The sequence below is a fragment of the Streptomyces bullii genome (genome assembly GCF_042657145.1).
In the GTDB taxonomy this organism is placed as follows: domain Bacteria; phylum Actinomycetota; class Actinomycetes; order Streptomycetales; family Streptomycetaceae; genus Streptomyces; species Streptomyces bullii.
The window spans coordinates 15,547-40,098 of record NZ_JBHSNY010000008.1 but is presented as its reverse complement, the minus strand read 5'-3'; the positions used below and the strand labels follow the sequence as shown (position 1 = coordinate 40,098).

The following is a 24,552-nucleotide window of genomic DNA, read 5'->3' as shown; positions in this document are numbered from 1 at the left end:
AATACTTGTCGGTAACAACGTCTAGGCGCGGCCGGACGGCGGTCCTACGGTGCATGCATGCCGAACCTGCCCGATGTCGTGCTGTGGTCCATACCCGCCTTCGTGCTGCTCACCGTCGTGGAGATGGTGAGCTACCGCCTCCATCCCGACGAGGACGCGGCCGGGTACGAGGCCAAGGACGCCGCCACCAGCATCACCATGGGGCTCGGCAGTCTCGTCTTCGACCTGCTCTGGAAGATCCCGATCGTCGCGATCTACACGGCCCTCTACGAACTGACCCCGCTGCGCGTGCCCGTGCTGTGGTGGACCGTCCCGCTGATGCTCCTCGCCCAGGACTTCTTCTACTACTGGTCCCACCGCGGCCACCACGTCGTCCGCATCCTGTGGGCCTGTCACGTGGTGCACCACTCCAGCAGGAAGTTCAACCTCACCACCGCGCTGCGCCAGCCCTGGACGTCCCTGACCGTGTGGCCGTTCTACGTGCCGCTCGTCGCCGCCGGTGTGCACCCGGCCGCGCTGGCGTTCTGCTCCTCGGCGAACCTCGTCTACCAGTTCTGGATCCACACCGAGCGGATCGACAGGATGCCCCGGTGGTTCGAGTTCGTGTTCAACACGCCCTCCCACCACCGCGTGCACCACGCCTCCCAGGGTGGCTATCTCGACCGCAACTTCGGCGGCATCCTCATCGTCTGGGACCGGCTGTTCGGCTCCTTCGTGCCCGAGACCGAGCAGCCGGTGTACGGACTCACCAAGAACATCACCACGTACAACCCGCTGAAGGTCGCCACGCACGAGTACGTCGCCATCGCCAAGGACCTGAGGACGGCGGGCAGTTGGCGCGAGCGGGCGGGGCGGGTGCTCCGGGGGCCCGGCTGGCAGCCGGCGCCGCCGGCTCCGGCGCCCGTGACGGCCGCCGCCGAGGAGACCACGGCCGCGTGAGACCCGCACGCGACCGCCTCGCCCGCTTCCTCCTCGCCCTCTTTCTTCTCACCGCCGCCGTCGACCTCCTCTGCCTCGCCGTCGGTCTGGACACGGGCCACACCGTCGCCAAGCCGCTGCTGATGCCGCTCCTGGCCGCCTGCGCGGTCCTGCGCGGCACGCCCCGACTCCTCGTCGCCGCCCTGCTGTTCGGCTGGGGCGGGGACGTCCTGCTGCTGTCCGAGGCCGACCCCGCCTTCCTCGCCGGGATGGCCTGCTTCGCTCTGGGGCACGTGTGCTACCTCGCGCTGTTCACCAGGTCCGGCGAGAAGACGGTCCCACGCGCGCGTGCCGGAGTCCTCGCCCTCGGCTACACCGCGGCCCTCGTCACCACCGTCGCCCTGCTGTGGCCGGACCTGCCCGCGGACCTGCGGGTGCCCGTGGCCGGCTACAGCCTGCTGCTGACGGCCATGGCCTACCTGGCCGCCCTGCGGCTCGGCCTCGTCGCCGGGCTCGGCGGAGCGCTGTTCGTGCTGTCCGACACCCTCATCGCCACCGGCGTCGCCGACTGGCCGCAGCTTCCGGCGCCGGACTTCTGGGTCATGCTCACGTACATCACCGCACAGGCCCTGCTGGCCGGTGCCGTGCTCGGCCGCGTGGGGCCCCGACTGCAGGGTGCCGCCCCCGTACGGCCCCGGCTCACCACCTGATGGGCACCGGCAGCGCCGTCAGCAGCCCTGACACCGCGACCACCAGTCCCAGGGCGACGACTTCGGCGCGCGCGGGGGAGCAGGCGGAGAGCGGGTCGGCCGCGCGGCGCAGCCGGATCCGCGCCCACAGCGCGAGCGCGGCGACGGTGGCCACGAGGATCAGCTTGGCGAGCAGGACGCGCCCGTACGCCGTCGCCGTCAGCTGCTCCAGGATCGTCTCCGGCGGCATCCGGCGCAGCGAACTGCACACTCCCGTCGCGGTGACGGCGGCGAGCAGCAGGGTCGCCACGCGCGCGTAGCGGCCCAGCAGGGCCGCGCCGGGGCCGGTGCCGCCCCACAGCCGCAGGGTGCGCAGCGCGTGCAGCAGACCGCCCGTCCACAGCGCCGCGCAGACCAGGTGCACGAGCGTCAGGCCCGAGCCGGTCAGCGGGCTGTGCTCGGTGGTGGGATGGGCCCGCAGGGCCTCCGCGACGATGACGGCGGCCAGTGGCCAGACCTGCGTGGCCGGACGGCGCGAGAGGGCGCACACGCCCGCCACGAGGAACGCGTTGACCTCCAGCAGGGCGAGCTTGCCGTCCCGGGACGCGTACAGGCCGCCGACGTCGATCTGGGCCGGGTCCGCCGGAACCAGGTTGCCGGTGGCCACGACCGAGGCGAGCCCCAGCGCCGCGAGGAAACCGGCACCGGCCGCGGGCGCGGACCAGCTGCGGGGCGCGCGGGCGGGGGCACCAGGCACGGTGCGGGCCAGCCGGTCGACGAACAGTTCGCCGACCGGCACGCACAGCGCCGCGAACAGCACCGTGCGCAGCAGGGCTATGCCACCGGAGCCGGGCGCCGCGGCCTCCCCGGTGCCGTGCAGCGCGGGGGACGGGCCGAGCAGCGGTATCAGCGCGGCCAGCGCCACGAGCACGACAACGGCGACCGCCCGGCCGGGCCCCGGGCGACGTCCGGGCCCGTGCGCGTCGGCCGTACCGGGGGTGGATCTCGTCAGGCTCACCCCCAGCATCTTGTCAGGCTCACCCCAGGTTCTTCACCAGTCGTCCCGGAAACGGACAAGTCCGGGGAAGGGACGGGGAGTACGGCGTTCCGCCCGGAGGCAGACGTCCCTGTCGAGGACCCCGCCACCGGGACACAGCGGGCCGGGCGGATGTGCCCGCCCGGCCCGGAGTGCCTTCACACGCGCCCTACTTCGTCACGGCGTCCAGTGCGTCCGCCATGCCCCAGCCGTAGAAGCCGTTGCGGTTCTTCGGGCCCTCGCACACCGCGTCGACCTTGCCGTCGCCGTTGATGTCGTACGGGTCCGCGCACGGCACGGCGTCGGCCTGCGCGTACAGCAGCGCCTTCACCAGGGCGGCGGGGGCGTACGGGTGCGTCGACTTGATGAGGGCGGCGACACCCGCGACGTGCGGGCTCGCCATCGACGTACCCGCCATGTAGCCCCACTTGCCGCCGGGCAGCGTGCCCAGGATCAGACCGCTGGTGGCCGGGGGCTCCGGCTTCTGGTAGGCGGTCGAGTCCCCGCCCGGCGCCGCTATGTCGATCACGCCCCGGCCGTAGTTCGAGAACGACGACTTCAGGCCCTTCGCGCCGGTCGCCGCGACCGTCACGACACCCGGCAGCTGGGTCGGGATGTCGAGGCATTCGGAGGGGTCCACGACCCGCTCGCCCGGCGTGGAGTCGTTCGGCGAGACCGGGTCGGTGATCTCGTCGGCCGCGAGGTCGTAGTTCTCGTTGCCGGCCGCGGCGACGTTGACCGCGCCCTTCTTCTCCGCGTACCGCGTGGCCCGGGTGATGGCGTCCACGAGCGCCTTCTGGTCCGGGTCGTCGGCGCAGTTGAAGTACCAGGGGTCGGTGTAATAGCTGTTGTTCGTCACGTCGACGCCGTGCTCGGCCGCCCACACGAAGCCGCAGACCACGGCCTCCGTGTAGAAGAAGCCGTCCGGGTTGGACACCTTGATGCCCGACACCTTCACCCCGGGCGCGACACCCGTCATGCCGACGCCGTTCTTGGCGGCGGCGATCTCACCGGCCACATGGGTGCCGTGCGGGCTCTCCGACGCGCCCGGCCGCCACGCCCCGTCGGTCGTGTCCGGCTTGCCCGACACACAGTTGACCGACGCGGCGCGGTCGAAGTTGGGCGCGATGTCGGGATGGGTGTCGTCGACGCCGGTGTCGAGCACGGCGACGGTGACCTCCCTGCTGCCCAGCGACTTCTCGTGCGCCTGGTCCGCCTTGATGGCGGGCAGGTCCCACTGCAGGGACTCCAGCGGGTCCTTGCCCTCGGCGGCCTCGGCGTCGGCGACCTCCGCCGCGCTGAGCACCTTCGGCGTGCCGAGGTCGCCCGTCGACTGGGCCGGCAGCGGCGCGGTGCGGGTGGCACCGGCCGACTGGACGCCGCGCACCTCGCGGATCGTCCTGGCGAAGTCGGGGTTCGAGGAGTGGACGACGATGACGCCGATCTGGTCGTACGACGTCACGATCGTGCCGCCGGCCGCCGTGACGGCCTTCTTCACGTACGCGGAAGTGCCGTGCCCCGGGCGGACGTTGACGACATAGCTGAGCGAGGTCGCGTCGGCCGAGACCGAGGGTGCTTCGGCAGCCTGCGCGGCGGACGCCGCGGTGTTCGGCAGGAACGCGAGGGCCGTCGCCATCGCCATCCCGGCCGGGATGGCGATCGCGCGGCGGTAGCGCGGGTGAGGCGCTGTCATGCTGTCTCCAGTTCGTTCGCGGTACGAGCGGGCCGTGCGTGAGCTTCTAGGATTCCTGGGTCACTTGACCGCGCGCAGGGCGTTGACGATCCCGAAACCGTAGAAACCGTTGACGCGCTCGCCGCCCTCGCACACGGCGTCCTGCGTACCGTCACCGTTCTGGTCGTACGACTCGGGGCAGCCGGGGTTGTCCGCCTGCGCCTTCAGCAGCGCCTGGAGCTGGGCCGGAGACGCCCACGGGTGCTTGGACTTCAGCAGCGCGGCGACACCGGCGGCGTGCGGCGAGGCCATCGACGTGCCCTGCAGGAAGGCGTACTGGCCGTTCGGCATGGTGGACAGGATGCGCCCGTTCTTCGACGGGGTGTCGGGTATCTGGTACAGGCGGTCGCCGCCCGGAGCCGCGACGTCCACGACGCGGTACCCGTACGTGGAGTAGTACGACTTGAGGTTCTTGACGCCCGTCGCGCTGACCGTGACGACACCCGGCAGCTGGGTCGGCACGTCGAAGCACTCGTGCGGGTCGATGGTGCGCTCGACCGGCGTGGAGTCGTCGGGGCTGGTGCCGTCGACGATCGCGTCCGCGTCCAGGTCGTGGTTGGAGTTGCCCGCCGACGCGAGGTGGAGGGTGCCCTTCTTCTGCGCGTACAGCTGCGCCCTGTTGACCGCGTCGACGATGGCCCGCTGGTCCGGGTCGTCCATGCAGTTGTACAGCCACGGGTCGACGTAGTAGCTGTTGTTCGTGATCTCGACGCCGTGGTCGGCGGCGAACACGAAGGCGCACACGACGCTCTCCGGGTAGAAGAGGCCGTTGTCGGGGTCGCTCACCTTGATGCCGGACACCTTCACCCCGGGGGCGACCCCGGCGACGCCGATGCCGTTGCGGGCCGCGGCGATCTCACCGGCCACATGGGTGCCGTGGTAGTCCTCGGCCGTGTACGGGCGCCAGGCGCCCTCACTGGTGTCCGCCTTGCCGCCGACGCAGTTGGCCGACTGGGAGGCGGAGAAGTTCGGGGCGAGGTCCGGGTGGGTGTCGTCGACGCCGGTGTCGATCACGGCCACGGTGACCTTCGCGCTGCCGGGGTTGATCCGCGCGGCCTGGTCGGCGCCGATCGCGCGCAGGTCCCACTGGTCGGCCTCCAGGGGCTCGCTGTCGGGGGTGGCGGCCGAGGCGGCCGTGGTCCTGGCGGCCTGAGCGTCCGTCAGGTACTCCGCTGCGCCCTGGTCCGTCGTCCCGGCGGCGGTCAGCGGCGCGGTCCGTGTCGCGCCCGCCGACTGCACGCCGCGCACGGCGCGCATGGACTTGGCGAAGTCGGGGTTCGAGGAGTGGGCGACGATCACACCGATCTTGTCGTACGTGACGACGACCGTGCCGCCGGCCGCCGCGACCGCCTTCTTCACCGCCGCGATCGTGCCGCGGTCCACCTCGGTGTTGACGACGTACGCCAGTTTCGGCGCGTCCGCCGTCGGCGCCGCCGCCTCGGTCTGCGGTGCCGCCGACGCCGCGGCCGGCAGGAAGCCGAGGGAAGCGGTCAGCGAGAGCACGACGGGAACGGCGAGCGCCAGCCGGCGTCTGGAACGCAGATGAGCCATGGGGTCTCCACATCATCCGGAAACGAAACCGGCCCGAACACAGGTGGTGCTCGGGCAGGTACATGACGAAATAGTGCCGGTGTGAAGCTATCTCCCCAAGTCGCCGGCCAGCAACGACCTTCGGCGAGCGACTTCGGAAAGACACCGATGGCTTTGAACCGCTCCTGTCGTGCCGCCGTGACGTTGAGCAGGGAGCGCGAGCACGATTCGAGCCCCTCTGTTGGATCACGCGCGGGACGCCTACCATCGGCCCCCGGCTCACGTGATCCACGTCACTGTGAGGTCCAAGCCGTTATGTCCGTCGTCCGAGGAGACTCCGTGGCCACCGACGCACCGCCCCCCTCGAAAGAGCAACACAAACTCCCCTCGCCCGAGGAGTTCACCGAGGTGCAGCAGAGCGCGGAGTTCGGTGAACTGCGCCGCTCCTACCGCTCCTTCGCCTTTCCGCTGACCATCGCCTTCATCGCCTGGTACCTCCTGTACGTCCTGCTGTCCAACTACGCGGGCGGCTTCATGGGCACCAAGCTGTTCGGCAACATCAACGTCGCCTTCGTCTTCGGCGTCGCCCAGTTCGTCACCACGTTCCTCATCGCCTGGTGGTACTCACGGCACGCCGCCGCGAAGCTCGACCCCAAGGCCGAGGCGATCAAGACCCGGATGGAGGGCGACGCATGAGCCCCGCGATGACCTTTGCCGCCAATGAGGCCAGCCAGCACCGGCCGCTGATCATCTCCCTGTTCGCGGCCTTCGTGATCGCGACCCTGTTCATCACCGTCTGGGCGGGCCGCCAGACCAAGGACGCCGCCGACTTCTACGCGGGCGGCCGCCAGTTCAGCGCCTTCCAGAACGGCCTCGCCGTCTCCGGCGACTACATGTCCGCCGCCTCCTTCCTCGGTATCGCGGGCGCGATCGCCCTCTTCGGCTACGACGGTTTCCTGTACTCCATCGGCTTCCTGGTCGCCTGGCTGGTCGCGCTGCTCCTGGTCGCCGAGCCGCTCAGGAACTCCGGCCGCTACACCATGGGCGACGTGCTCGCCTACCGCATGCGCCAGCGCCCGGTGCGCACCGCCGCCGGCACCTCCACGATCGTCGTGTCGATCTTCTACCTGCTGGCCCAGATGGCGGGCGCCGGCGTCCTCGTCTCGCTGCTGCTCGGCATCACCTCCGACGCCGGCAAGATCCTCATCGTCGCCCTCGTCGGCGTCCTGATGATCGTGTACGTCTCCATCGGCGGTATGAAGGGCACCACCTGGGTCCAGATGGTCAAGGCCGTGCTCCTCATCGGCGGCACGATCCTGATCACCTTCCTGGTGCTGCTGAAGTTCAACTTCAACGTCTCCGACCTGCTCGGCAAGGCCGCCGAGAACAGCGGCAAGGGCGCCGCCTTCCTGGAGCCCGGCCTGCAGTACGGCGCCACCGGCACCTCCAAGCTGGACTTCATCTCCCTCGGCATCGCCCTGGTCCTCGGCACCGCCGGCCTGCCGCACATCCTGATCCGCTTCTACACGGTGCCCAACGCCAAGGCCGCCCGTAAGTCCGTGAACTGGGCGATCGGCATCATCGGCGCCTTCTACCTGATGACCATCGCGCTCGGCTTCGGCGCCGCCGCGCTCATCTCCCAGGACGAGATCATCGCGTCCAACCCCTCCGGCAACACGGCGGCCCCGCTGCTCGCCCTCCACCTGGGCGGGGTCGACTCGGCCTGGGGCGCGATCCTGCTCGCCACCATCTCGGCGGTGGCCTTCGCGACGATCCTCGCCGTCGTCGCCGGCCTCACCCTGGCCTCGTCCTCCTCGTTCGCCCACGACATCTACGCGAACGTCATCAAGAAGGGCATGGCCACCGAGAAGGAGGAGGTCCGTGCGGCCCGGCTCGCGACCATCGGCATCGGCGCGGTCTCCATCCTGCTGGGCGCCCTCGCCCGCGACCTGAACGTGGCCGGCCTGGTCGCGCTCGCCTTCGCCGTCGCGGCCTCCGCCAACCTGCCGACGATCCTCTACAGCCTGTTCTGGAAGCGGTTCACCACCCAGGGCGCGCTGTGGTCGATCTACGGCGGTCTGATCGTCGCCGTCGGTCTGGTGCTGTTCTCGCCCGTCGTCTCCGGCGACCCCAAGGCGATGTTCCCCGACGTCGACTTCGCCTGGTTCCCGCTGAAGAACCCGGGCATCATCTCCATCCCGTTCGGCTTCCTGATGGGCTGGCTCGGCACGGTCCTGTCCAAGGAGGAGCCCGACACCGCCAAGTACGCGGAGCTGGAGGTCCGGTCCCTGACCGGCACCGGCGCCCACTGACCGGCCGGCGCCCGCACGGCCCCGTCGTAGCTCCCTACGACGGGGCCGCGTCCCATGTCGTGGGTTCGGGCCTTAGGCGTTGTCGGTGCGGTCACGTAGGCTCGCAGGTGTGGGGAGATGTGCTCCGCGCAGATCCACGACGAGGGAGGGGGCCCGCGTGCTCATCGACACCTACGGCCGAGTGGCCACCGACCTGAGGGTCTCGCTGACCGACCGGTGCAACCTGCGCTGCACCTACTGCATGCCCGAGGAGGGCCTGCAGTGGCTGGCCAAGCCGGACCTGCTCACCGACGACGAGATCGTCCGCCTGATCGACATCGCGGTCACCTCCCTCGGCATCGAGGAGGTCCGTTTCACCGGCGGCGAGCCCCTGCTGCGCCCCGGCCTGGTCGGGATCGTGGAGCGCGTCGCCGCCCTCGACCCGCGCCCCCAGATGTCGCTGACCACCAACGGCATCGGCCTCAAGCGCACCGCGGCCGCCCTGAAGGCGGCGGGCCTGGACCGGGTCAACGTCTCCCTGGACACCCTCCGCCCCGACGTCTTCAAGGCCCTCACCCGCCGGGACCGCCACAAGGACGTCATCGAGGGCCTGCACGCCGCCCGCGACGCCGGCCTGACCCCCGTCAAGGTCAACTGCGTCCTGATGCCGGGGCTCAACGAGGACGAGGCACCCGACCTGCTGGCCTGGGCGGTGGAGCACGACTACGAGCTGCGCTTCATCGAGCAGATGCCCCTGGACGCCCAGCACGGCTGGAAGCGCGAGGGCATGATCACGGCCGGGGAGATCCTCGCCTCGCTCCGCACCCGCTTCGAGCTGACCGCCGAGGGCGACGAGGCGCGCGGCTCGGCTCCCGCCGAACGCTGGCTGGTCGACGGCGGCCCGCACCGCGTCGGCGTCATCGCCTCCGTCACCCGGCCCTTCTGCGCGGCCTGCGACCGCACCCGCCTGACCGCCGACGGACAGGTCCGCACCTGCCTGTTCGCCCGGGAGGAGACGGACCTGCGTGCCGCCCTGCGCTCCGGCGCCCCGGACGAGGAGATCGCCCGCATCTGGCGTCTGGCCATGTGGGGCAAGAAGGCGGGCGCCGGCCTCGACGACCCGTCGTTCGTCCAGCCGGACCGGCCGATGTCCGCCATCGGGGGCTAGAGCGGCGCATCCGCCGTTCGGGCCTCCCTCTGGTCTCAGACCTCGCGCGCTTCCCACTCCTTCAGAAGGACCACGTCCTTCAGGAAGCCCCGCACCCCGAGAAACTGCGACAGGTGCTCGCGGTGTTCCTCGCACGCGAGCCATGTCTTGCGCCGCTCCGGCGTGTGGATCTTCGGGTTGTTCCACGCAAGTACCCACACGGCGTCGGCGCGGCAGCCCTTCGCGGAACAGATGGGCGTCTCGTCACTCACAGGTTCGTCTCACCACTGCACACGTCTCACCACTGCACACGAAAAAGGCGACGCCGAGCAGCCACGGGGGGAGCTGCCCGGCGTCGGTCCGTCGCTCCGACGGGGGATGCGGAGCGCGTACGAAGTATGTCACGGGTAAGCCCTCGCCCGGCACCGGAACAACATGATTGATCTGAGCTTTTCCTGAGCTTGGCGAGGAGCAGGCTTGCGTCGCCCGTCGGCCCGCCGGCTCAGGACCGCTCCCGCGGCTCCGTTCGTGCACCCGGCGCCGGTTCGGACACCACATCTTCCGCGTCGGGTTCCGCCGTACCGTCATTCGTCCGTGGCGGCGAGATCATCGGCGGCAGCGGGGCCGTGACGAACGTCGACGGCAGGGACGGCGCGTTCTCGCGCCCGCCGTTGGCGATCACCACCGCGATGTACGGCAGTACCGCCCCGAGCACCAGCGCCACGACGGCGACGTGCCGCTCGACGTTCCAGAGTGTGGCGGCGAGGATCACCGAGAGGGTACGGACCGTCATGGAGATCACGTACCGGCGCTGCCGCCCGCGCACATCCTCCTGGAGGCCCGCCCGGGCGCCGGTGATCCGGAACACCTGGACGTCACCACCGCCACGCAGCTTCCGCATCGCATTCCACCATCCGCCCGTATCGGACTCTCCCCGCCCCGTACCCGGTCCTGGCCGGTCGGGGAAACCGGGGCCCGGACAAGCTCCACGTTACGCCGCGGCCGCGGCGCCCACGAGACCGGGGCCAGGCTGCCCGCGCGGCCGGTCTGCGCCGGACCACGTAGGGCGGATACGTCGTAAGGCCCACCCGGCGTGCGCTGTGCGCCGCCCGGTCGGACACTGGCCGTAATGCTCACGTCGAGCCGTACGAGGAGGCAGCCATGGGCTGGTTGTGGGCGATCATCGTGGGATTGGTGCTCGGCCTGATCGCCAAGGCGATCATCCCGGGCAGGCAGCACGTTCCGCTGTGGCTGACCACCATCCTGGGCATGCTCGGCGCCATCGGCGGCAACGCGATCGCACGGGCGGCCGGTGTCGACGCCACAGCCGGCATCGACTGGTGGCGTCACGCCTTCCAGGTCGTGGCCGCGGTCATCCTGGTCGCCATCGGCGACCGGGTGTACATGGCGATGCGGGGCGGCAGACGCAGGGCCTGACGGCACGCGCGGCGAAGGGCGGCCTCCGGCTTGGGAGACGGCCCTTCGCGCGTCTGCTCAGCCGCCTACGACCTCCACCGCGGCGAGGTTCTTCTTACCGCGGCGCAGCACCAGCCAGCGCCCGTGCAGCAGGTCCTCCTTGGCGGGGACCGCGTCCTCGCCGGCGATCTTGACGTTGTTCACGTACGCGCCGCCCTCCTTGACCGTGCGGCGCGCGGCCGACTTGCTGGCCACGAGGCCGACCTCGGCGAACAGGTCCACCACCGGGCCGAGCTCGGCGACCTGGATGTGCGGCACCTCCGACAGGGCCGCCGCCAGCGTCCTGTCGTCCAGCGCGGCCAGCTCACCCTGGCCGAAAAGGGCCTTCGACGCGGCGATCACCGCGGCGGTCTGCTCGGCGCCGTGCACCAGCGTCGTCAGCTCCTCGGCCAGCGCGCGCTGCGCGGCCCGGGCCTGCGGACGCTCCTCCGTCTGCTTCTCCAGCTCCTCCAGCTCCTCACGGGACCTGAAGGACAGGATCCGCATGTACCGCGAGATGTCCCGGTCGTCCACGTTCAGCCAGAACTGGTAGAACGCGTACGGCGTCGTCATCTCCGGGTCGAGCCAGACGGCGCCGCCCTCGGTCTTGCCGAACTTGGTGCCGTCCGCCTTGGTCATCAGCGGCGTCGCCAGCGCGTGCACGGTGGCGTCCGGCTCCAGCCTGTGGATCAGGTCCAGGCCCGCCGTGAGGTTGCCCCACTGGTCGCTGCCGCCCTGCTGGAGCGTGCAGCCGTACCGCCGGTACAGCTGCAGGAAGTCCATGCCCTGCAGGATCTGGTAGCTGAACTCCGTGTAGCTGATGCCCTCGGAGGACTCCAGACGCCGGGCGACGGAGTCCTTCGTCAGCATCTTGTTGACGCGGAAGTGCTTGCCGATGTCCCGCAGGAACTCGATCGCGGACAGGTTCTGCGTCCAGTCCAGGTTGTTGACCATGACCGCCGCGTTCTCGCCCTCGAAGGACAGGAACGGCTCGATCTGGCGGCGCAGCCGGTCCACCCAGCCGGCGACCGTCTCCGGGTCGTTGAGCGTGCGCTCCGCGGTCGGGCGCGGGTCACCGATCAGGCCCGTGGCACCGCCGACCAGCGCCAGCGGCCGGTGACCGGCCTGCTGGAGCCGGCGCACGGTGAGCACCTGCACCAGGTGTCCCACGTGCAGCGACGGCGCCGTCGGGTCGAAGCCGCAATAGAACGTGACGGGACCGTCCGCGAGCGCCTTGCGCAAAGCGTCCTCGTCAGTGGACAGGGCGAACAGCCCGCGCCACTTCAGCTCGTCGACGATGTCCGTCACGGTTCTCGTGTCTCCTTGATGATCTTCGGGCAGTCGGGTGACAGCCGACCACGAACGCCTACGAGGTTATACGCCCTGACTGACAGAGCTCATATTGAAATCGGGGATGCGCAGCGCGGGCATCGCGGCCCTGGTGAACCAGTCGCTCCACTCCCTCGGCAGGGTCCTTTCCGTCCGCCCGGCCTCGCTGGCCCGGCCCAGCAGGCTCACCGGCGACTCGTTGAACCGGAAGTTGTTCACCTCGCCGGTCACCTCACCGTTCTCCACGAGGTAGACACCGTCCCGGGTCAGACCGGTGAGCAGCAGCGTCGCCGGGTCGACTTCGCGGATGTACCACAGGCAGGTCAGCAGCAGTCCGCGCCGGGTGCTCGCGACCATCTCCTCCAGGGAGCGGTCCTCGCCCCCGTCCAGGATCAGGTTCTCGATCGCGGGTGCCAGCGGCAGACCCGTCAGGGCCGCGCTGTGCCTGCTGGTCGTCAGGTGCCTCAGCTCCCCCTCTCGCATCCACTCGGTGGCCGTGAGCGGCAGCCCGTTGTCGAACACCGACTGGTCGCCCCCGGAGGAGTGCGCGATCACGAACGGTGCCGACTCCAGGCCCGGCTCGTGCGGGTCGCTGCGCAGGGTCAGCGGCAGGTCGGTCAGCTTCTCGCCGACGCGGGTGCCGCCACCCGGCTTGGAGAAGACCGTGCGGCCCTCGGCCGCGTCCCGGCCCGACGCCGACCACATCTGGTAGATCAGCAGGTCCGCGACGGCGGTCGGCGGCAGCAGCGTCTCGTACCGGCCGGCGGGCAGCTCCACGCGCCGCTGGGCCCAGCCCAGGCGCACGGCCAGCTCCGCGTCGAGCGCCGCCGGGTCGACGTCCTTGAAGTCCCGGGTCGACCGGCCCGTCCACGCCGAGCGCGACCGGTCAGGCGACTTGGCGTTCAGCTCCAGCGTGCCGTTCGGCTGGTCGTGCCGCAGACGCAGCCCCGTCGAGGTGGCGACGTACGTCGAGACGAGCTCGTGGTGGGCGAAGCCGTACAGCTCCCGGCCGCCGGCACGCGCGCGTGCGAACGCCTCGCCGAGCGCCGGAGCGAAGTCGGCGAACACCGCGGAGGAGGTCTCGGCGGGTGCCTCCGTGAACTCGGGCGACTCCGTCACTCCTGTGATCAGCGGCTGCGCGTCCTCGGCGGGCCCGGCGCCGCGCGCGGCGGCCTCGGCGGCCCGCACCAGGGGCTCCAGCTCGTCCACGGTCACGGCGGACCGCGACACCACCCCCGAGGCCGTGCCCTGACTGCCGTCGATGGTGGCGATGACGGTGAGCGTACGGCCCCGGGTGACCCCGTTCGTGGTCAGGGCGTTGCCCGCCCAGCGCAGGTTGGCGCTCGACTGCTCGTCGGCGATCACCACGCAGCCGTCCGCCCGGGACAGCTCGAGGGCGCGCTCGACGACCTCGTGCGGCTTGTGCGTCAGCGAAGCAATGCCGTCAGGCACACGGGCGCTCATCGGCCGGCCTCCTGGGTGGTGTTGAGGATGTTGACGCCCTTGAAGAGGGCGGACGGGCAGCCGTGCGACACGGCCGCGACCTGCCCCGGCTGCGCCTTGCCGCAGTTGAAGGCGCCGCCCAGGACGTAGGTCTGCGGCCCGCCGACGGCCGCCATGGAGCCCCAGAAGTCCGTGGTCGTCGCCTGGTAGGCCACGTCCCGCAGCTGCCCGGCGAGCCGCCCGTTCTCGATCCTGAAGAAGCGCTGCCCGGTGAACTGGAAGTTGTACCTCTGCATGTCGATCGACCAGGACCGGTCGCCGACGACGTAGATGCCCCGCTCGACGCTGCCGATGAGGTCCTCGGTCGACATCCCGGCGGGGTCGGGCCGCAGCGACACGTTGGCCATCCGCTGCACCGGCACATGGGCGGGGGAGTCGGCGAACGCGCACCCGTTGGACCGCTCGAACCCGGTCAGCCTCGCGATCCGCCGGTCCAGCTGGTACCCGACCAGGGTGCCGTCCTTCACCAGGTCCCAGGACTGCGCCTCGACGCCCTCGTCGTCGTACCCGACGGTCGCCAGCCCGTGCTCGGCGGTGCGGTCGCCGGTGACGTTCATCAGCTCCGAGCCGTACCTCAGCTTGCCGATCTGGTCGAAGGTGGCGAAGGAGGTGCCCGCGTAGGCGGCCTCGTAGCCGAGCGCGCGGTCGAGCTCGGTGGCGTGCCCGATCGACTCGTGGATGGTCAGCCACAGGTTGGACGGGTCGACGACCAGGTCGTACAGACCCGGCTCGACACTCGGCGCGCGCATCTTCTCCGCGAGCAGCTCCGGAAGCTGCTCCAGTTCGCTCTCCCAGTCCCAGCCGGTGCCCCGCAGATACTCCCAGCCGCGCCCCACGGGCGGCGCGAGGGTGCGCATGGAGTCGAACTCGCCGCTGGACTCGTCCACCGACACGGCGGTGAACACCGGGTGCAGCCGCACCCGCTGCTGCGTGGTCACGGTCCCGGCCGTGTCGGCGTAGAACTTGTTCTCGTGCACGGTCAGCAGTGAGGCGTCCACGTGGTCGACGCCGCCGGCCGCCAGCAGCCGCGCGCTCCACTCGGCCATCAGCCCGGCCTTCTCCTCGTCGGGCACGGTGAAGGGGTCGATCTCGTACGACGAGATCCACGTCCGGTCGGCGTGCACGGGCTCGTCGGCCAGCTCCACCCGCTCGTCCGACCCGGCCGCCTTGATCACCCGCGCGGAGAGCCTGGCCATCGCCACCGCCTGGGAGGCGACCTTGGCGGCGGCGTCCAGGGTCAGGTCGACACCGGACGCGAAGCCCCACGTACCGCCGTGCACGACGCGCACCGCGTACCCGAGGTCGGTGGTGTCCGACGACCCGGCGGGCTTGGCGTCCCGCAGCCGCCAGGAGGCGTTGCGCACCCGCTCCAGGCGGAAGTCGGCGTGCTCGGCCCCCAGCGCACGCGCGCGTGCCAGGGCGGCGTCGGCCAGGGCGCGTAGGGGTAGCGCCGTGAAGGCTTCGTCGATCGTATGAGGCACCGAGGTCTCTCCCTGTCGTGTGACCTGTGGTTGCTGCGCATCATGTCGCGTCGGCCGGTGCGTGGACCACACGTTTGCCCTCCGGGCTCCGCGGCTTTCTCCACGGACCCGCGCCCTTCTGTAGGGATCCGACAGTGCGGCCCGTGAGCCACTGTGGGTGCCCGAATGTCCGCGGGCGGGTGCCGACCGATAGGTTTTCGAGGAAGCCGCCTGTCATCGCCGCCTGTCGTCCAGGTGCCGGGCGGGGTATCAGACCGCTATCGAAAGGGTGATCCGTTGAGCCGCTCGGTTCTCGTCACCGGAGGCAACCGGGGCATCGGCCTCGCCATCGCCCGCGCTTTCGCCGACGCCGGCGACAAGGTCGCGATCACGTACCGCTCGGGTGAGCCGCCGGCCGGCTTCCTCGCCGTCAAGTGCGACATCACCGACACCGAGCAGGTGGAGCAGGCCTACAAGGAGATCGAGGACGCGCACGGCCCGGTCGAGGTCCTGGTCGCCAACGCGGGCGTGACCAAGGACCAGCTCCTGATGCGCATGTCCGAGGAGGACTTCACCTCGGTCGTCGACACCAACCTCACCGGCACCTTCCGCGTCGTCAAGCGCGCCAACCGCGGCATGCTGCGCGCCAAGAAGGGCCGCGTCGTCCTGATCTCCTCGGTCGTCGGACTGCTCGGCTCCGCGGGGCAGGCGAACTACGCCGCCTCCAAGGCCGCCCTGGTCGGCTTCGCGCGCTCCCTCGCCCGTGAGCTGGGCTCGCGCAACATCACCTTCAACGTCGTCGCGCCCGGCTTCGTCGACACCGACATGACCAAGGTGCTCACCGACGAGCAGCGCGCGAACATCGTGTCGCAGGTGCCGCTCGGCCGGTACGCGCAGCCGGAGGAGATCGCCGCGACGGTGCGGTTCCTCGCCTCGGACGACGCCTCGTACATCACTGGAGCCGTCATTCCCGTTGACGGCGGACTGGGAATGGGTCACTGATCACCATGAGCGGAATTCTCGAGGGCAAGCGCGTCCTGATCACCGGTGTGCTGACGGAGGCCTCCATCGCCTTCCACGCCGCCAGGCTGGCCCAGGAGCAGGGCGCCGAGATCATCCTGACCGCCTACCCGCGGCCCACGTTGACCGAGCGGATCGCCAAGAAGCTCCCCAAGCCCACCAAGGTCATCGAGCTCGACGTGACCAACGACGAGCACCTCGCGCGTCTGGCCGACGTCGTCGGGGAGGAGCTCGGCGGCCTCGACGGTGTCGTCCACTCCATCGGCTTCGCCCCGCAGGACGCCCTCGGTGGCAACTTCCTCAACACGCCGTTCGAGTCGGTCGCCACGGCCATGCACGTCTCGGCGTACTCCCTGAAGTCGCTGACCATGGCCTGCCTGCCGCTGATGCAGAACGGCGGCTCGGTCGTAGGCCTCACCTTCGACGCGCAGTTCGCCTGGCCGCAGTACGACTGGATGGGCCCCGCCAAGGCCGCCCTGGAGGCCACCAGCCGCTACATGGCCCGTGACCTGGGCAAGCAGAACATCCGCTGCAACCTGATCTCGGCCGGCCCGCTCGGCTCCATGGCCGCCAAGTCCATCCCGGGCTTCAGCGAGCTGGCCTCCGTGTGGGACAGCCGCTCCCCGCTCGAGTGGGACCTGAAGGACCCGGAGCCGGCCGGGCGCGGTGTCGTCGCGCTGCTGAGCGACTGGTTCCCGAAGACCACGGGCGAGATCATCCACGTGGACGGTGGGCTGCACGCCATCGGCGCGTGACTCCGGCCCCCTGCTGAAGGGGCCCGTGTCCTGTTGGGCACGGGCCCTCGGCATGTCACCCGATCGGCCCATCCGGCCGGGCGGAGCGGCCGGTGCCCGCGCATTCTGGTTGAAGCGTTCACCTGGATCACGCGTTCACCCCGCCGGTCCCCTCCCCAGCACGGCCGAGGAGGTCACCCTTGTGCGCTTGTCCCGCCGCCTGGCCTCAGTGACCGTCGCCGTCGCTCTCGTTCTGTTCGTGCCGTACGAGGCGCTGCCCCACGCGCGTGGGCCCGCCGCGCCGTCCGCCTCGCAGCACGCGCGCGTGGCCGCCGCGCCGCCCGCTGCGCGGTCCGCCTCGCAGCCCGCCGCGGCGGAGCCGTTCGGCGCGGCGTGCCGGATCCGCGTTCACGGGTCCCAAGTGACCGCGTACTGTCACAACCCCTATCCCGACACCGACCGAGTGAGCCTGCACGTCGAGTGCGCCCGCTGGTGGGACCTCGACATCGACAGCGCCCCGGCGGACGCGGGTCCCGCGCAGACCGTGCGACTGACCGGACGCTGCTGGAAAGAGGTCGGCTCGGTGTGGGTCGGCCATCAGCGGGGGGACTGAGCGGTCAGTTCTCCGCGGGCGGACTGAAACGGTCCGGGCGGCACAGGAACGGGTAGCTCGCGGCCTCCGCCGCTGCCGTCGCCGCGTCGCCCGTGCGGATCGCGTCGACCAGGCGCGCGTGGTCCATGTGCGTCTCCGGCGTCAGCTCGGCACCGACGTCCGCGCGCAGCCAGTCCCGCAGCACCTCGCTCAGATCCGCGTACATCGCGGTCATCGCGTCGTTGTGGGAGGCGGCCACCACGGCCAGGTGGAAGGTCGCGTCCGCCGCCACGAAAGCCTCGGCGTCGCCCGACTCCCAGGCCTCCTCGCGCCGCAGCAGCAGCGCGTCGAGCTGCTTGAGGTCCCGCTCCGTGCGCCGCTCGGCGGCCAGCCTGGCGGCACCCGACTCCAGCGTGGACCGCAGCTCGGCGATGTGCCGGGGGTCGGCGTCGGCGAACCGGCGGTGCATCACGCCCGCCAGCTCGCTGGTGGCCACGACGTACGTGCCGGAGCCCTGGCGGATGTCCAGCAGGCCGTTGTGCGCGAGTGCGCGCACGGCCTCCCGGACCGTGTTGCGGGCGACACCGAGCTGCTCGACCAGCTCGGGCTCCGTCGGGATGCGGGATCCGACGGGCCACTCGCCCGAGGTGATCTGGGCGCGCAGCGCGGCGATGACCTGCTCGGACAGGGCCGAGCGGCGGGGATGGCTCAGGGGCATGGCACACCTTCGCACGGGCCGGGCGCCGTCCGGAAACCGCCAGGACAGCGGAGGAGTGCCGGGCGACGCCGACCCCTACGACAACCAATCATCCCATGATTCTATGATGGGCGTATGGCTAGCGAGGAAACCCGGACGCTGAAGTCCCCGACCGTACGCACTTCGGCCGCGCACGACGCCCGGGAGCCCGGCGGGCCCCCCACGCGCGCGTGGACGACCCGCCTGCTCGTCCTCGCCATCGTGCTGTCCGCCCTGAACCTCCGCCCCGCCATCACCAGCCTGGGCGCCCTCCTGGAGGAGGTCCGCGACGGGCTCGGCATGAGCGGCAGCGTGGCCGGCCTGCTCACCTCCGTACCCCCGCTGTGCTTCGCCGTCTTCGGCGTCACCGCACCACGGCTCGCCCGGCGCTTCGGACCGGGCGCGGTGGTGTGCGCCGGCATGGCCGCCATCGCCGTCGGCCTGCTCATACGCCCGTACACCGGCGGCACGGCGGGCTTCCTGGCCGCCAGCGCCCTGGCCCTCATGGGCATCGCGGTCAGCAACGTCCTCATGCCGGTCATCGTCAAGCGCTGGTTCCCCGACCGGGTGGGGTCCATGACCGGCCTGTACTCCATGGCCCTCGCCCTGGGCACCTCCGCCGCGGCCGCCGTGACCGTGCCCGTGACCGAGGCGCTGGGCGGCGACTGGCGGTCGGGCCTCGCCGTGTGGGCGGCGCTCGCCGCGACGGCCGTGCTGCCGTGGCTCCCGTTCGTACGGGAGCGGGGGGCGGCCTCCACCGAACAGTCCCACGCCACGCCCGCGCGTGAGGACGCGCCCGCGCGTGAGGACGCACCCGCGCTGCGGATCACCCGGAGCCGTACCGCCTGGGCTCTGGCGGCCTTCTTCGGGCTCCAGGCCACCGCCGCCTACATCACCATGGGCTGGATGGCGCAGATCTTCCGGGACGCGGGCGTGCCCGCGGGCACCGCGGGCCTGCTGCTCGCCGTCACGATGGTGATGGGCGTGCCGCTGGCCTTCGTCATCCCCCGCCTGGCCACCCGGCTGCCCACCCAGGGCCCGATCGTGCTGGCGCTGGGGATCTGCGGCCTGGCCGGGTACGCGGGCCTCTACTTCGCGCCGGCCGGCGGCGCCTGGGCCTGGGCCCTGCTGCTCGGCGTCTCCAACTGCGCCTTCCCGCTGGCCCTGACCATGGTCGGGATGCGGGCCAGGACCGGCGCGGGCGTCTCCCAGCTGTCGGCCTTCGCGCAGAGCACCGGCTACCTGATCTCCATCCCCGGCCCGCTCCTGGTGGGCGTGCTCTACCAGCACAGCGGTGGCTGGGGGCTGCCCATCGCCCTCATGGTGGCCCTGATGATCCCGCAGATGCTGGTGGGCGTCCTGGCCGGGCGCGACCGCACGGTGGAGGACGAGGCAGCCCGCTGACCGGGGTCCGCAGCCCGCTGATCGGGGTACGTCGACCTCACCCCCGGAGGAACGGGAGGGGACGGAGGGTGCGAGACTTGCCGCATGCCAGTGCTCGACCCGAATCCCCAGCAGGGCCAGAAGAAGATGCTCCTCGTCTTCGGCGCCTTCTTCGCGATCTTCATCATCATCGGCGTCATCGCGACCCTCGCCTCTCCCTGACCTGACCCGCGCCCGGCCCGTGGTGGGGTTAACCCCCCATCCCCTAGGGGGTGAGAGTCAGGGTCAAGTGGGTGGCTCTCCGGATGGGTTGACGGCCGTGAATTCCGTAGCTTCGAGATGTGGCCGCAGAACGGCGCGTCACGGAGCCACGGAACGAACCACGGTCCACTCGAGGACGAGCGGAGGCACTCATGTCGGCCCCTACGCACACCCCGCCCCACCCGGCGCCCCGGGGCGGCGTCGACATCCGGCTCCCCTGGTGGGCCCTCGCCCTGCCCGCGCTCGCCTTCGTCACGCTGCTCGCCCTGATCCTGCACCCGTCCGACGCCCACGCGGCCGCCGCGGATCCCGCGATCACCCACCTCTTCGAGCGTGTGCAGCAGGTGATGGCCCGCTGAGCGGGGCCGGGCCGCCCGTCAACTCCCTGCGCCCCGTGGCCTGTTTCATGCGAAGCTGGGTCCCATGAGCGTCGCAGAACCCCGCAAGATCGTCCTCTTCCGGCATGCGAAAGCCGACTGGCCCCAGGTGTCCGACCATGAGCGTCCGCTTGCTGAGCGGGGCCGCCAGGACGCCGCAGCCGCCGGGCTCAAGCTGACCGACACCGGCATCCCCTTCGACCTGGCCCTGTGCTCCACCGCCGTCCGGACCCGCGAAACCTGGAAGCTCGCCGTCCAGGAGTTCCCGCAGCGGCCGAAAACCGTCTACGAGGAGCGGATCTACGAGGCCTCGCCCGGTGAGCTGATCGCCGTGCTCAACGAAACCCCCGACGACGCGCAGAACGTCCTCCTGATCGGCCACAACCCGGGCGTGCACGGCCTCGCCGAGATCCTGGCCGCCTCCGCGGAGGGCGACGCCCGTGAACGGATGAACCGCCGCGGCTTCCCCGCCGCCGCCTTCGCCGTCCTGTCGTTCACCGGGTCCTGGAAGACGCTGGAGCCCGGCGTGGCGACGCTGCTGGACTACTGGGCGCCCACGGAGTGACCCACCGCAGGTGACAGGGGTCCGGTGCCGCCGCGGTGCCGGGCCCCGTGTGTGCCGGACCTCGTGTGCGCCTGACCCCGTCTGCGCCGGGCCCGTCGACTCCGGCCCATGAGACAGGCGTCCAGGTACCGGGCCGGTCGGGTACGGGGCCGGTGGGCTGCGGGAGAGTCGGTGCGGTGGCCGGGGCTCCCCGGGCGCTCGGCGTGATCCCGTACGGTGCGTACGTTCCGTTCCGCCCCCGGCTCAGGAGCCGCCGAGGGTGTCCGCCGCCTCGACCTCTTCGCGGGTGATGCCCAGCAGGTACAGGACCGTGTCGAGGAAGGGGAAGTTCACCGCGGTGTGCGCGGCCTCCCGCACCACCGGCTTGGCGTTGAAGGCGACGCCGAGCCCGGCCGCGTTCAGCATGTCCAGGTCGTTGGCGCCGTCGCCGATCGCCACGGTCTGTGACAGTGGCACGCCCGCCTCCGCGGCGAACCGGCGCAGCAGCCGGGCCTTGCCCGCCCGGTCCACGATCTCACCGGTGACCTTGCCGGTCAGCCTGCCGTCGACGATCTCCAGCGTGTTGGCCTGTGCGAAGTCCAGCCCCAGCCGTTCCCTCAGGTCGTCCGTGACCTGGGTGAACCCGCCGGAGACCACGCCCACCTGGTAGCCGAGCCGCTTCAGCGTACGGATCAACGTACGGGCGCCCGGTGTCAGCCGCACCTCGCTGCGCACCTTGTCCACGACCGAGGCGTCCAGTCCCTCCAGCAGCGCCACGCGCGCGTGCAGCGACTGCTCGAAGTCCAGCTCCCCGCGCATCGCCGCCGCCGTCACCTCGGCGACCTTGTCCTCGCACCCGGCGTGCGCGGCGAAGAGCTCGATCACCTCGTCCTGGATGAGGGTCGAGTCCACGTCCATGACGACCAGGCGCTGGGCCCGCCGGTGCAGGCCCGCCGCGACGACTGCCACGTCGATGCCCAGCTTCGCCGCGTCGGTCACCAGGGCGGTGCGCAACGGCTCGGTCTCCACGCCGGACACCGCGAACTCGACCGCCGTGACCGGGTACTTGGCGAGCCGGAAGATACGGTCGATGTTGCCGCCCGTCTTGGTGATCCGGGCGGCGATCGCCGCGGCGGCCTCGGCGGTGAGCGGGTGGCCGAGCACGGTGACCAGGGAGCGGCCGAGCCCACGCGGACGGTTGTCGCCGAGGCCGGAGATGATCTCCGCCTGCATCTTCATCGACTCGGCCCAGCTGTGGACGGTCGCCCGCAGGTCCCCCTCCAGTCCCCGGGCAGGCTCGGTCACGAGCGCGCACAGCACGATTCGGCCACGTGTGACGACCTGCTCGATGTCGACGACATCGACGGAGTAGGCGGCGAGGGTGTCGAAGAGGCCGGCCGTGATGCCCGGCCTGTCCTTGCCGAAGATCTTGACAAGGAGAGTGGGGACGTCGGAGGTCTGCGAAGCGCTCATGGTGCCTCCACCGTATCCGGCACGCAGTGCCTTCCGCCGCTGAGGTCCGCCTGGCGGACGGCGAACAGTGGGTGTGGCGTAGGTGGCGCACATCCTACGCGGCGCTCACCCGCGTCGCTCAGCGGGCGTGTGCGGCCCGCCTGCCCGTACACCACCCTCGCCGATCACCTCCCTGGGCCGGGTTTCCGCGGAGGTCGTGGCGCCGGTGGGGGAGGAGGCGGGGGCGGCGGCCCGTCGTCCGGTCGCGTCGGCGGCCGCCTTCCGGCCCGTGGCGCAGGAGGCTGGTGCGGCCAGCGCGGAGGCGGCCCGACGGGCCGCACCACGGTCGGTGCCCCATATACGCCTCCGTCATGAACTCCTCCGTCGTGAGCGTCTCCGTCACGAGCGTCTCCGCCGTCGTCACCCGCGGCCGACGGCGCACCAGGCGACCGTGGGGGTCGAGGGGGCTCCCCGGAGCCCCCTGCCTCTCCGGGCCGCCCGGGTTCGCCCGAACAGTAGGGCTCGCCGGGCGGCGGTACGGCACCGCGCCCCCGCCTCCCCGCCCCGTCCGGCCGACTGTCCCCCGGGCCCCGCACGTACGGATTGGTGACAGGGTCGGGCGGCCGATACGGCGTACCCGGCGCGTACGGCCCGGCCAGCGCCCCCTCGTCAGGACGTGCGGGACTCTCCCCGCCCCCTGCGTGCCGCGCACCATCGCCCCGCTCCGGCCGCCCCCCGGGAACCGCCCCGCCGGACCAGCCGCGCGCACCCGCCCCCGCACTCCCGGCGCCGACCACTGCCCAGCCCGATCCCAAGCCCGAGCCAAGGCCCACCTCCACGCCCGCATCCCCCCTGGCCAGCGGCGCCGCCTGTCGTCCCGCCGCCCCACTCGCCCAGGCGAGCAGCGCCCCGACGGCCCCCGCTCCCGCGCCCCACGCGGCGCCGAGCAGCAAGGCCGTGCCGAGATGCCCGCGCAGGCCGATCCCCGCGCCGAACGCGTCGAAGCCGAGCACCGACAGCGAGGCGTCGACGGACACCTCCGTGAGCCAGGCCAGCAGCGGCAGGGCGAGCCCGGTGGCGACCCCCAGCCGCAGCGCGCACCGCCCGGCGAAGCCGGGAGCGCCCGGCTCACGGACGGCGCCTGAGTCCGCGGCTCGCCCAGCACCACGCCGCGCCGGCGAACCGCCGACCCGTGCCGTGCCGCCACCGCCGCCCGTCCGCAGCTCCACAGGCGTCCGCACCGCCACCAGCACCCCCGCCAGCAGCATCATCGCCGCCGCCGCCACGCCCAGCAGCCACACCCGCGAGTCCAGTTCCGCCAGTCGCGCCAGCGTGACGGGCCGGTCGGAGTCCACGCGCAGCAGCTCGTCCAGCGGGTCCGGCAGGAGCCGGGCGAGTTCGCCGGTGGCCCGTCCGTCCCACGGCACGAACAGGCCGATCGGAATACCGAGCCAGACCCCGTTGGGTGCGCCGAGCAGCGCCGCGCCCGCGATCCGCTTCGGATGCTCGTCGCCGATCGCCGCGTACGCCGCCGCCGCGAGCCCGGCCGCCACCGCCACCAGCAGCACGGTCACCACCGCGGACGCGGCGGGCCGTACGACCCGGTGCAGGGCGTCCCCACCGCGCGGCAGGGGAGTGCTGCGCGAGGCCAGCAGGGCGATGAGCAGGATCCCGGCCGACCAGCCGAGCCCGCCGAGCAGCGTCGGAGCCGTGTCGACGGTGAAGCCCACCGCCGCCCGCGCGTCCACGAGGTCCCCGATCCGGTCCGGCAGCAGTCCTCCGATGTCCCCCAGCCCGGGAACCTCGATGCCTGCGTCCGCGCCCCCGCCGGGCAGGTCGTCCAGGCCCAGGGAGCTCCCGTCGAGGGTGATGACGTCGTGCCCGGCCCAGGCCAGCCCGCCCAGCATCGCCACGAACAGCGCGACCACCGCACCCGCACGCGCGAGCAGTTCGGCGGGTGCGATCACAACTCCCGCCGTGCGCAAGGACCGCAGGAAGATGAACGACAGCAGCAGCGCGCCCACCAGGCTCACCCCGAGTGGCGTGATCTCGATGGCGGTGTTCGCCTCAGCGCCCGACAGCCCGAACGCGGACACGTCGCCGGACGGCGTGACCGAACCACCCGCCCCAAGGGCCACCACGGCCGCGGTCATCGGCCCCAACGACCCTGCCCCGTCCGCCTCCAGCAGATGCAGACCCAGGGCCGCCGTCCCCGCCATCCCGATCAACGCCCAGCTCACGGCGGCGACCGCGCACAGCAGCACGTCCCCGAAGGGCACGCGTGCGCGGCCCGCCGCGCTCTGGACGCTCGTGGACGCGCTCATGGCAGACCCCCCGATCCGCAGCACGGCGCGGTCGCCGTG

At 71.6% G+C, this 24,552-nt stretch carries 24 protein-coding genes; 13 read left to right on the top strand and 11 right to left on the bottom strand.

Features of this window, described 5'->3' with window-relative positions; all coding sequences use genetic code 11:
- Positions 1-57: 57 nt before the first annotated feature.
- Together ACFPZJ_RS23060 and ACFPZJ_RS23055 are read left to right on the top strand one after the other, a co-directional pair.
- The gene (locus tag ACFPZJ_RS23060) at positions 58-939 is read left to right on the top strand and encodes a sterol desaturase family protein (protein ID WP_381024778.1); all 882 of its coding nucleotides are present in this window, start codon (positions 58-60) and stop codon (positions 937-939) included.
- On the top strand, positions 936-1,628 hold the full coding sequence (locus tag ACFPZJ_RS23055; protein WP_381024775.1) for a lysoplasmalogenase: 693 nt from the start codon (positions 936-938) through the stop codon (positions 1,626-1,628). Before ACFPZJ_RS23060 ends, ACFPZJ_RS23055 begins: the two co-directional genes overlap by 4 nt.
- Here ACFPZJ_RS23055 and ACFPZJ_RS23050 read toward each other — a convergent pair.
- From ACFPZJ_RS23050 to ACFPZJ_RS23040, 3 genes are all read right to left on the bottom strand, one after another.
- Positions 1,618-2,634: a CopD family protein gene (locus ACFPZJ_RS23050; protein WP_381024772.1), complete on the bottom strand. Its 1,017-nt coding sequence runs from the start codon at positions 2,632-2,634 to the stop codon at positions 1,618-1,620. The genes ACFPZJ_RS23055 and ACFPZJ_RS23050 overlap by 11 nt on opposite strands.
- A 178-nt stretch (positions 2,635-2,812) precedes the next feature.
- The gene (locus ACFPZJ_RS23045) at positions 2,813-4,336 is read right to left on the bottom strand and encodes a S8 family peptidase (RefSeq protein ID WP_381024770.1); all 1,524 of its coding nucleotides are present in this window, start codon (positions 4,334-4,336) and stop codon (positions 2,813-2,815) included.
- A 60-nt stretch (positions 4,337-4,396) separates the two neighbouring features.
- Positions 4,397-5,926: a S8 family peptidase gene (locus tag ACFPZJ_RS23040; RefSeq protein WP_381024768.1), complete on the bottom strand. Its 1,530-nt coding sequence runs from the start codon at positions 5,924-5,926 to the stop codon at positions 4,397-4,399.
- 318 nt (positions 5,927-6,244) lie between these two features.
- On the opposite strand from ACFPZJ_RS23040, the gene ACFPZJ_RS23035 reads away from it, so the two are divergent.
- From ACFPZJ_RS23035 to moaA, 3 genes are all read left to right on the top strand, one after another.
- Positions 6,245-6,601, top strand: a complete 357-nt coding sequence (locus tag ACFPZJ_RS23035; RefSeq protein ID WP_381024765.1) for a DUF485 domain-containing protein — start codon at positions 6,245-6,247, stop codon at positions 6,599-6,601.
- The gene (locus tag ACFPZJ_RS23030) at positions 6,598-8,217 is read left to right on the top strand and encodes a solute symporter family protein (protein ID WP_381024762.1); all 1,620 of its coding nucleotides are present in this window, start codon (positions 6,598-6,600) and stop codon (positions 8,215-8,217) included. The genes ACFPZJ_RS23035 and ACFPZJ_RS23030 overlap by 4 nt, the downstream gene beginning before the upstream one ends.
- A gap of 157 nt (positions 8,218-8,374) precedes the next feature.
- Complete coding sequence (gene moaA / locus ACFPZJ_RS23025) at positions 8,375-9,364, top strand: GTP 3',8-cyclase MoaA (protein WP_381024759.1); 990 nt, start codon at positions 8,375-8,377, stop codon at positions 9,362-9,364.
- A 35-nt stretch (positions 9,365-9,399) separates the two neighbouring features.
- Here moaA and ACFPZJ_RS23020 read toward each other — a convergent pair whose 3' ends face one another.
- The gene (locus tag ACFPZJ_RS23020) at positions 9,400-9,615 is read right to left on the bottom strand and encodes a hypothetical protein (protein ID WP_381024757.1); all 216 of its coding nucleotides are present in this window, start codon (positions 9,613-9,615) and stop codon (positions 9,400-9,402) included.
- A gap of 230 nt (positions 9,616-9,845) precedes the next feature.
- A complete protein-coding gene (locus ACFPZJ_RS23015) occupies positions 9,846-10,244 on the bottom strand; it encodes a DUF3099 domain-containing protein (RefSeq protein WP_381024754.1) in 399 nt (132 codons plus the stop codon).
- Between the two features lie 260 nt (positions 10,245-10,504).
- On the opposite strand from ACFPZJ_RS23015, the gene ACFPZJ_RS23010 reads away from it, so the two are divergent.
- Positions 10,505-10,780 (top strand): GlsB/YeaQ/YmgE family stress response membrane protein, encoded by a 276-nt coding sequence (locus ACFPZJ_RS23010; protein ID WP_381024751.1) that lies wholly within the window; start codon positions 10,505-10,507, stop codon positions 10,778-10,780.
- A 57-nt stretch (positions 10,781-10,837) separates the two neighbouring features.
- On the opposite strand, the gene tyrS is transcribed toward ACFPZJ_RS23010, so the two are convergent.
- From tyrS to ACFPZJ_RS22995, 3 genes are all read right to left on the bottom strand, one after another.
- On the bottom strand, positions 10,838-12,106 hold the full coding sequence (gene tyrS, locus ACFPZJ_RS23005; protein WP_381024748.1) for a tyrosine--tRNA ligase: 1,269 nt from the start codon (positions 12,104-12,106) through the stop codon (positions 10,838-10,840).
- A gap of 66 nt (positions 12,107-12,172) precedes the next feature.
- The gene (locus ACFPZJ_RS23000; protein WP_381024745.1) at positions 12,173-13,591 is read right to left on the bottom strand and encodes a metallopeptidase TldD-related protein; all 1,419 of its coding nucleotides are present in this window, start codon (positions 13,589-13,591) and stop codon (positions 12,173-12,175) included.
- Positions 13,588-15,111 (bottom strand): TldD/PmbA family protein, encoded by a 1,524-nt coding sequence (locus ACFPZJ_RS22995; protein ID WP_381024742.1) that lies wholly within the window; start codon positions 15,109-15,111, stop codon positions 13,588-13,590. The genes ACFPZJ_RS23000 and ACFPZJ_RS22995 overlap by 4 nt, the downstream gene beginning before the upstream one ends.
- A gap of 276 nt (positions 15,112-15,387) precedes the next feature.
- Between ACFPZJ_RS22995 and fabG the strand changes: the two genes are divergently transcribed.
- From fabG to ACFPZJ_RS22980, 3 genes are all read left to right on the top strand, one after another.
- A complete protein-coding gene (fabG, locus tag ACFPZJ_RS22990; protein WP_381024740.1) occupies positions 15,388-16,092 on the top strand; it encodes a 3-oxoacyl-[acyl-carrier-protein] reductase in 705 nt (234 codons plus the stop codon).
- A gap of 5 nt (positions 16,093-16,097) precedes the next feature.
- Positions 16,098-16,865 carry an enoyl-ACP reductase FabI gene (gene fabI / locus ACFPZJ_RS22985; protein WP_381024738.1) on the top strand — a complete coding sequence of 256 codons (768 nt, stop codon included), beginning with the start codon at positions 16,098-16,100 and terminating at the stop codon, positions 16,863-16,865.
- A 181-nt stretch (positions 16,866-17,046) separates the two neighbouring features.
- A complete protein-coding gene (locus ACFPZJ_RS22980) occupies positions 17,047-17,457 on the top strand; it encodes a hypothetical protein (RefSeq protein WP_381024736.1) in 411 nt (136 codons plus the stop codon).
- A gap of 4 nt (positions 17,458-17,461) precedes the next feature.
- Here ACFPZJ_RS22980 and ACFPZJ_RS22975 read toward each other — a convergent pair whose 3' ends face one another.
- Entirely contained in the window at positions 17,462-18,154 is a 693-nt protein-coding gene (locus ACFPZJ_RS22975) for a FadR/GntR family transcriptional regulator (protein WP_381024734.1), read from the bottom strand.
- Positions 18,155-18,268: 114 nt separating this feature from the next.
- Between ACFPZJ_RS22975 and ACFPZJ_RS22970 the strand changes: the two genes are divergently transcribed.
- From ACFPZJ_RS22970 to ACFPZJ_RS22955, 4 genes are all read left to right on the top strand, one after another.
- Positions 18,269-19,576, top strand: coding sequence for a CynX/NimT family MFS transporter (locus tag ACFPZJ_RS22970; RefSeq protein WP_381024732.1), 1,308 nt, complete (start codon positions 18,269-18,271; stop codon positions 19,574-19,576).
- Between the two features lie 84 nt (positions 19,577-19,660).
- Positions 19,661-19,777: an SGM_5486 family transporter-associated protein gene (locus ACFPZJ_RS22965; RefSeq protein WP_381024729.1), complete on the top strand. Its 117-nt coding sequence runs from the start codon at positions 19,661-19,663 to the stop codon at positions 19,775-19,777.
- A 191-nt stretch (positions 19,778-19,968) separates the two neighbouring features.
- Positions 19,969-20,175 (top strand): hypothetical protein, encoded by a 207-nt coding sequence (locus ACFPZJ_RS22960; protein ID WP_381024727.1) that lies wholly within the window; start codon positions 19,969-19,971, stop codon positions 20,173-20,175.
- 64 nt (positions 20,176-20,239) lie between these two features.
- Positions 20,240-20,758 carry a SixA phosphatase family protein gene (locus ACFPZJ_RS22955; RefSeq protein ID WP_381024724.1) on the top strand — a complete coding sequence of 173 codons (519 nt, stop codon included), beginning with the start codon at positions 20,240-20,242 and terminating at the stop codon, positions 20,756-20,758.
- Positions 20,759-21,001: 243 nt separating this feature from the next.
- Here ACFPZJ_RS22955 and serB read toward each other — a convergent pair whose 3' ends face one another.
- Both serB and ACFPZJ_RS22945 read right to left on the bottom strand, forming a co-directional pair.
- Positions 21,002-22,210, bottom strand: coding sequence for a phosphoserine phosphatase SerB (gene serB / locus ACFPZJ_RS22950; RefSeq protein WP_381024722.1), 1,209 nt, complete (start codon positions 22,208-22,210; stop codon positions 21,002-21,004).
- Positions 22,211-22,374: 164 nt separating this feature from the next.
- On the bottom strand, positions 22,375-24,513 hold the full coding sequence (locus ACFPZJ_RS22945) for a streptophobe family protein (protein ID WP_381024719.1): 2,139 nt from the start codon (positions 24,511-24,513) through the stop codon (positions 22,375-22,377).
- Positions 24,514-24,552: the final 39 nt, after the last annotated feature.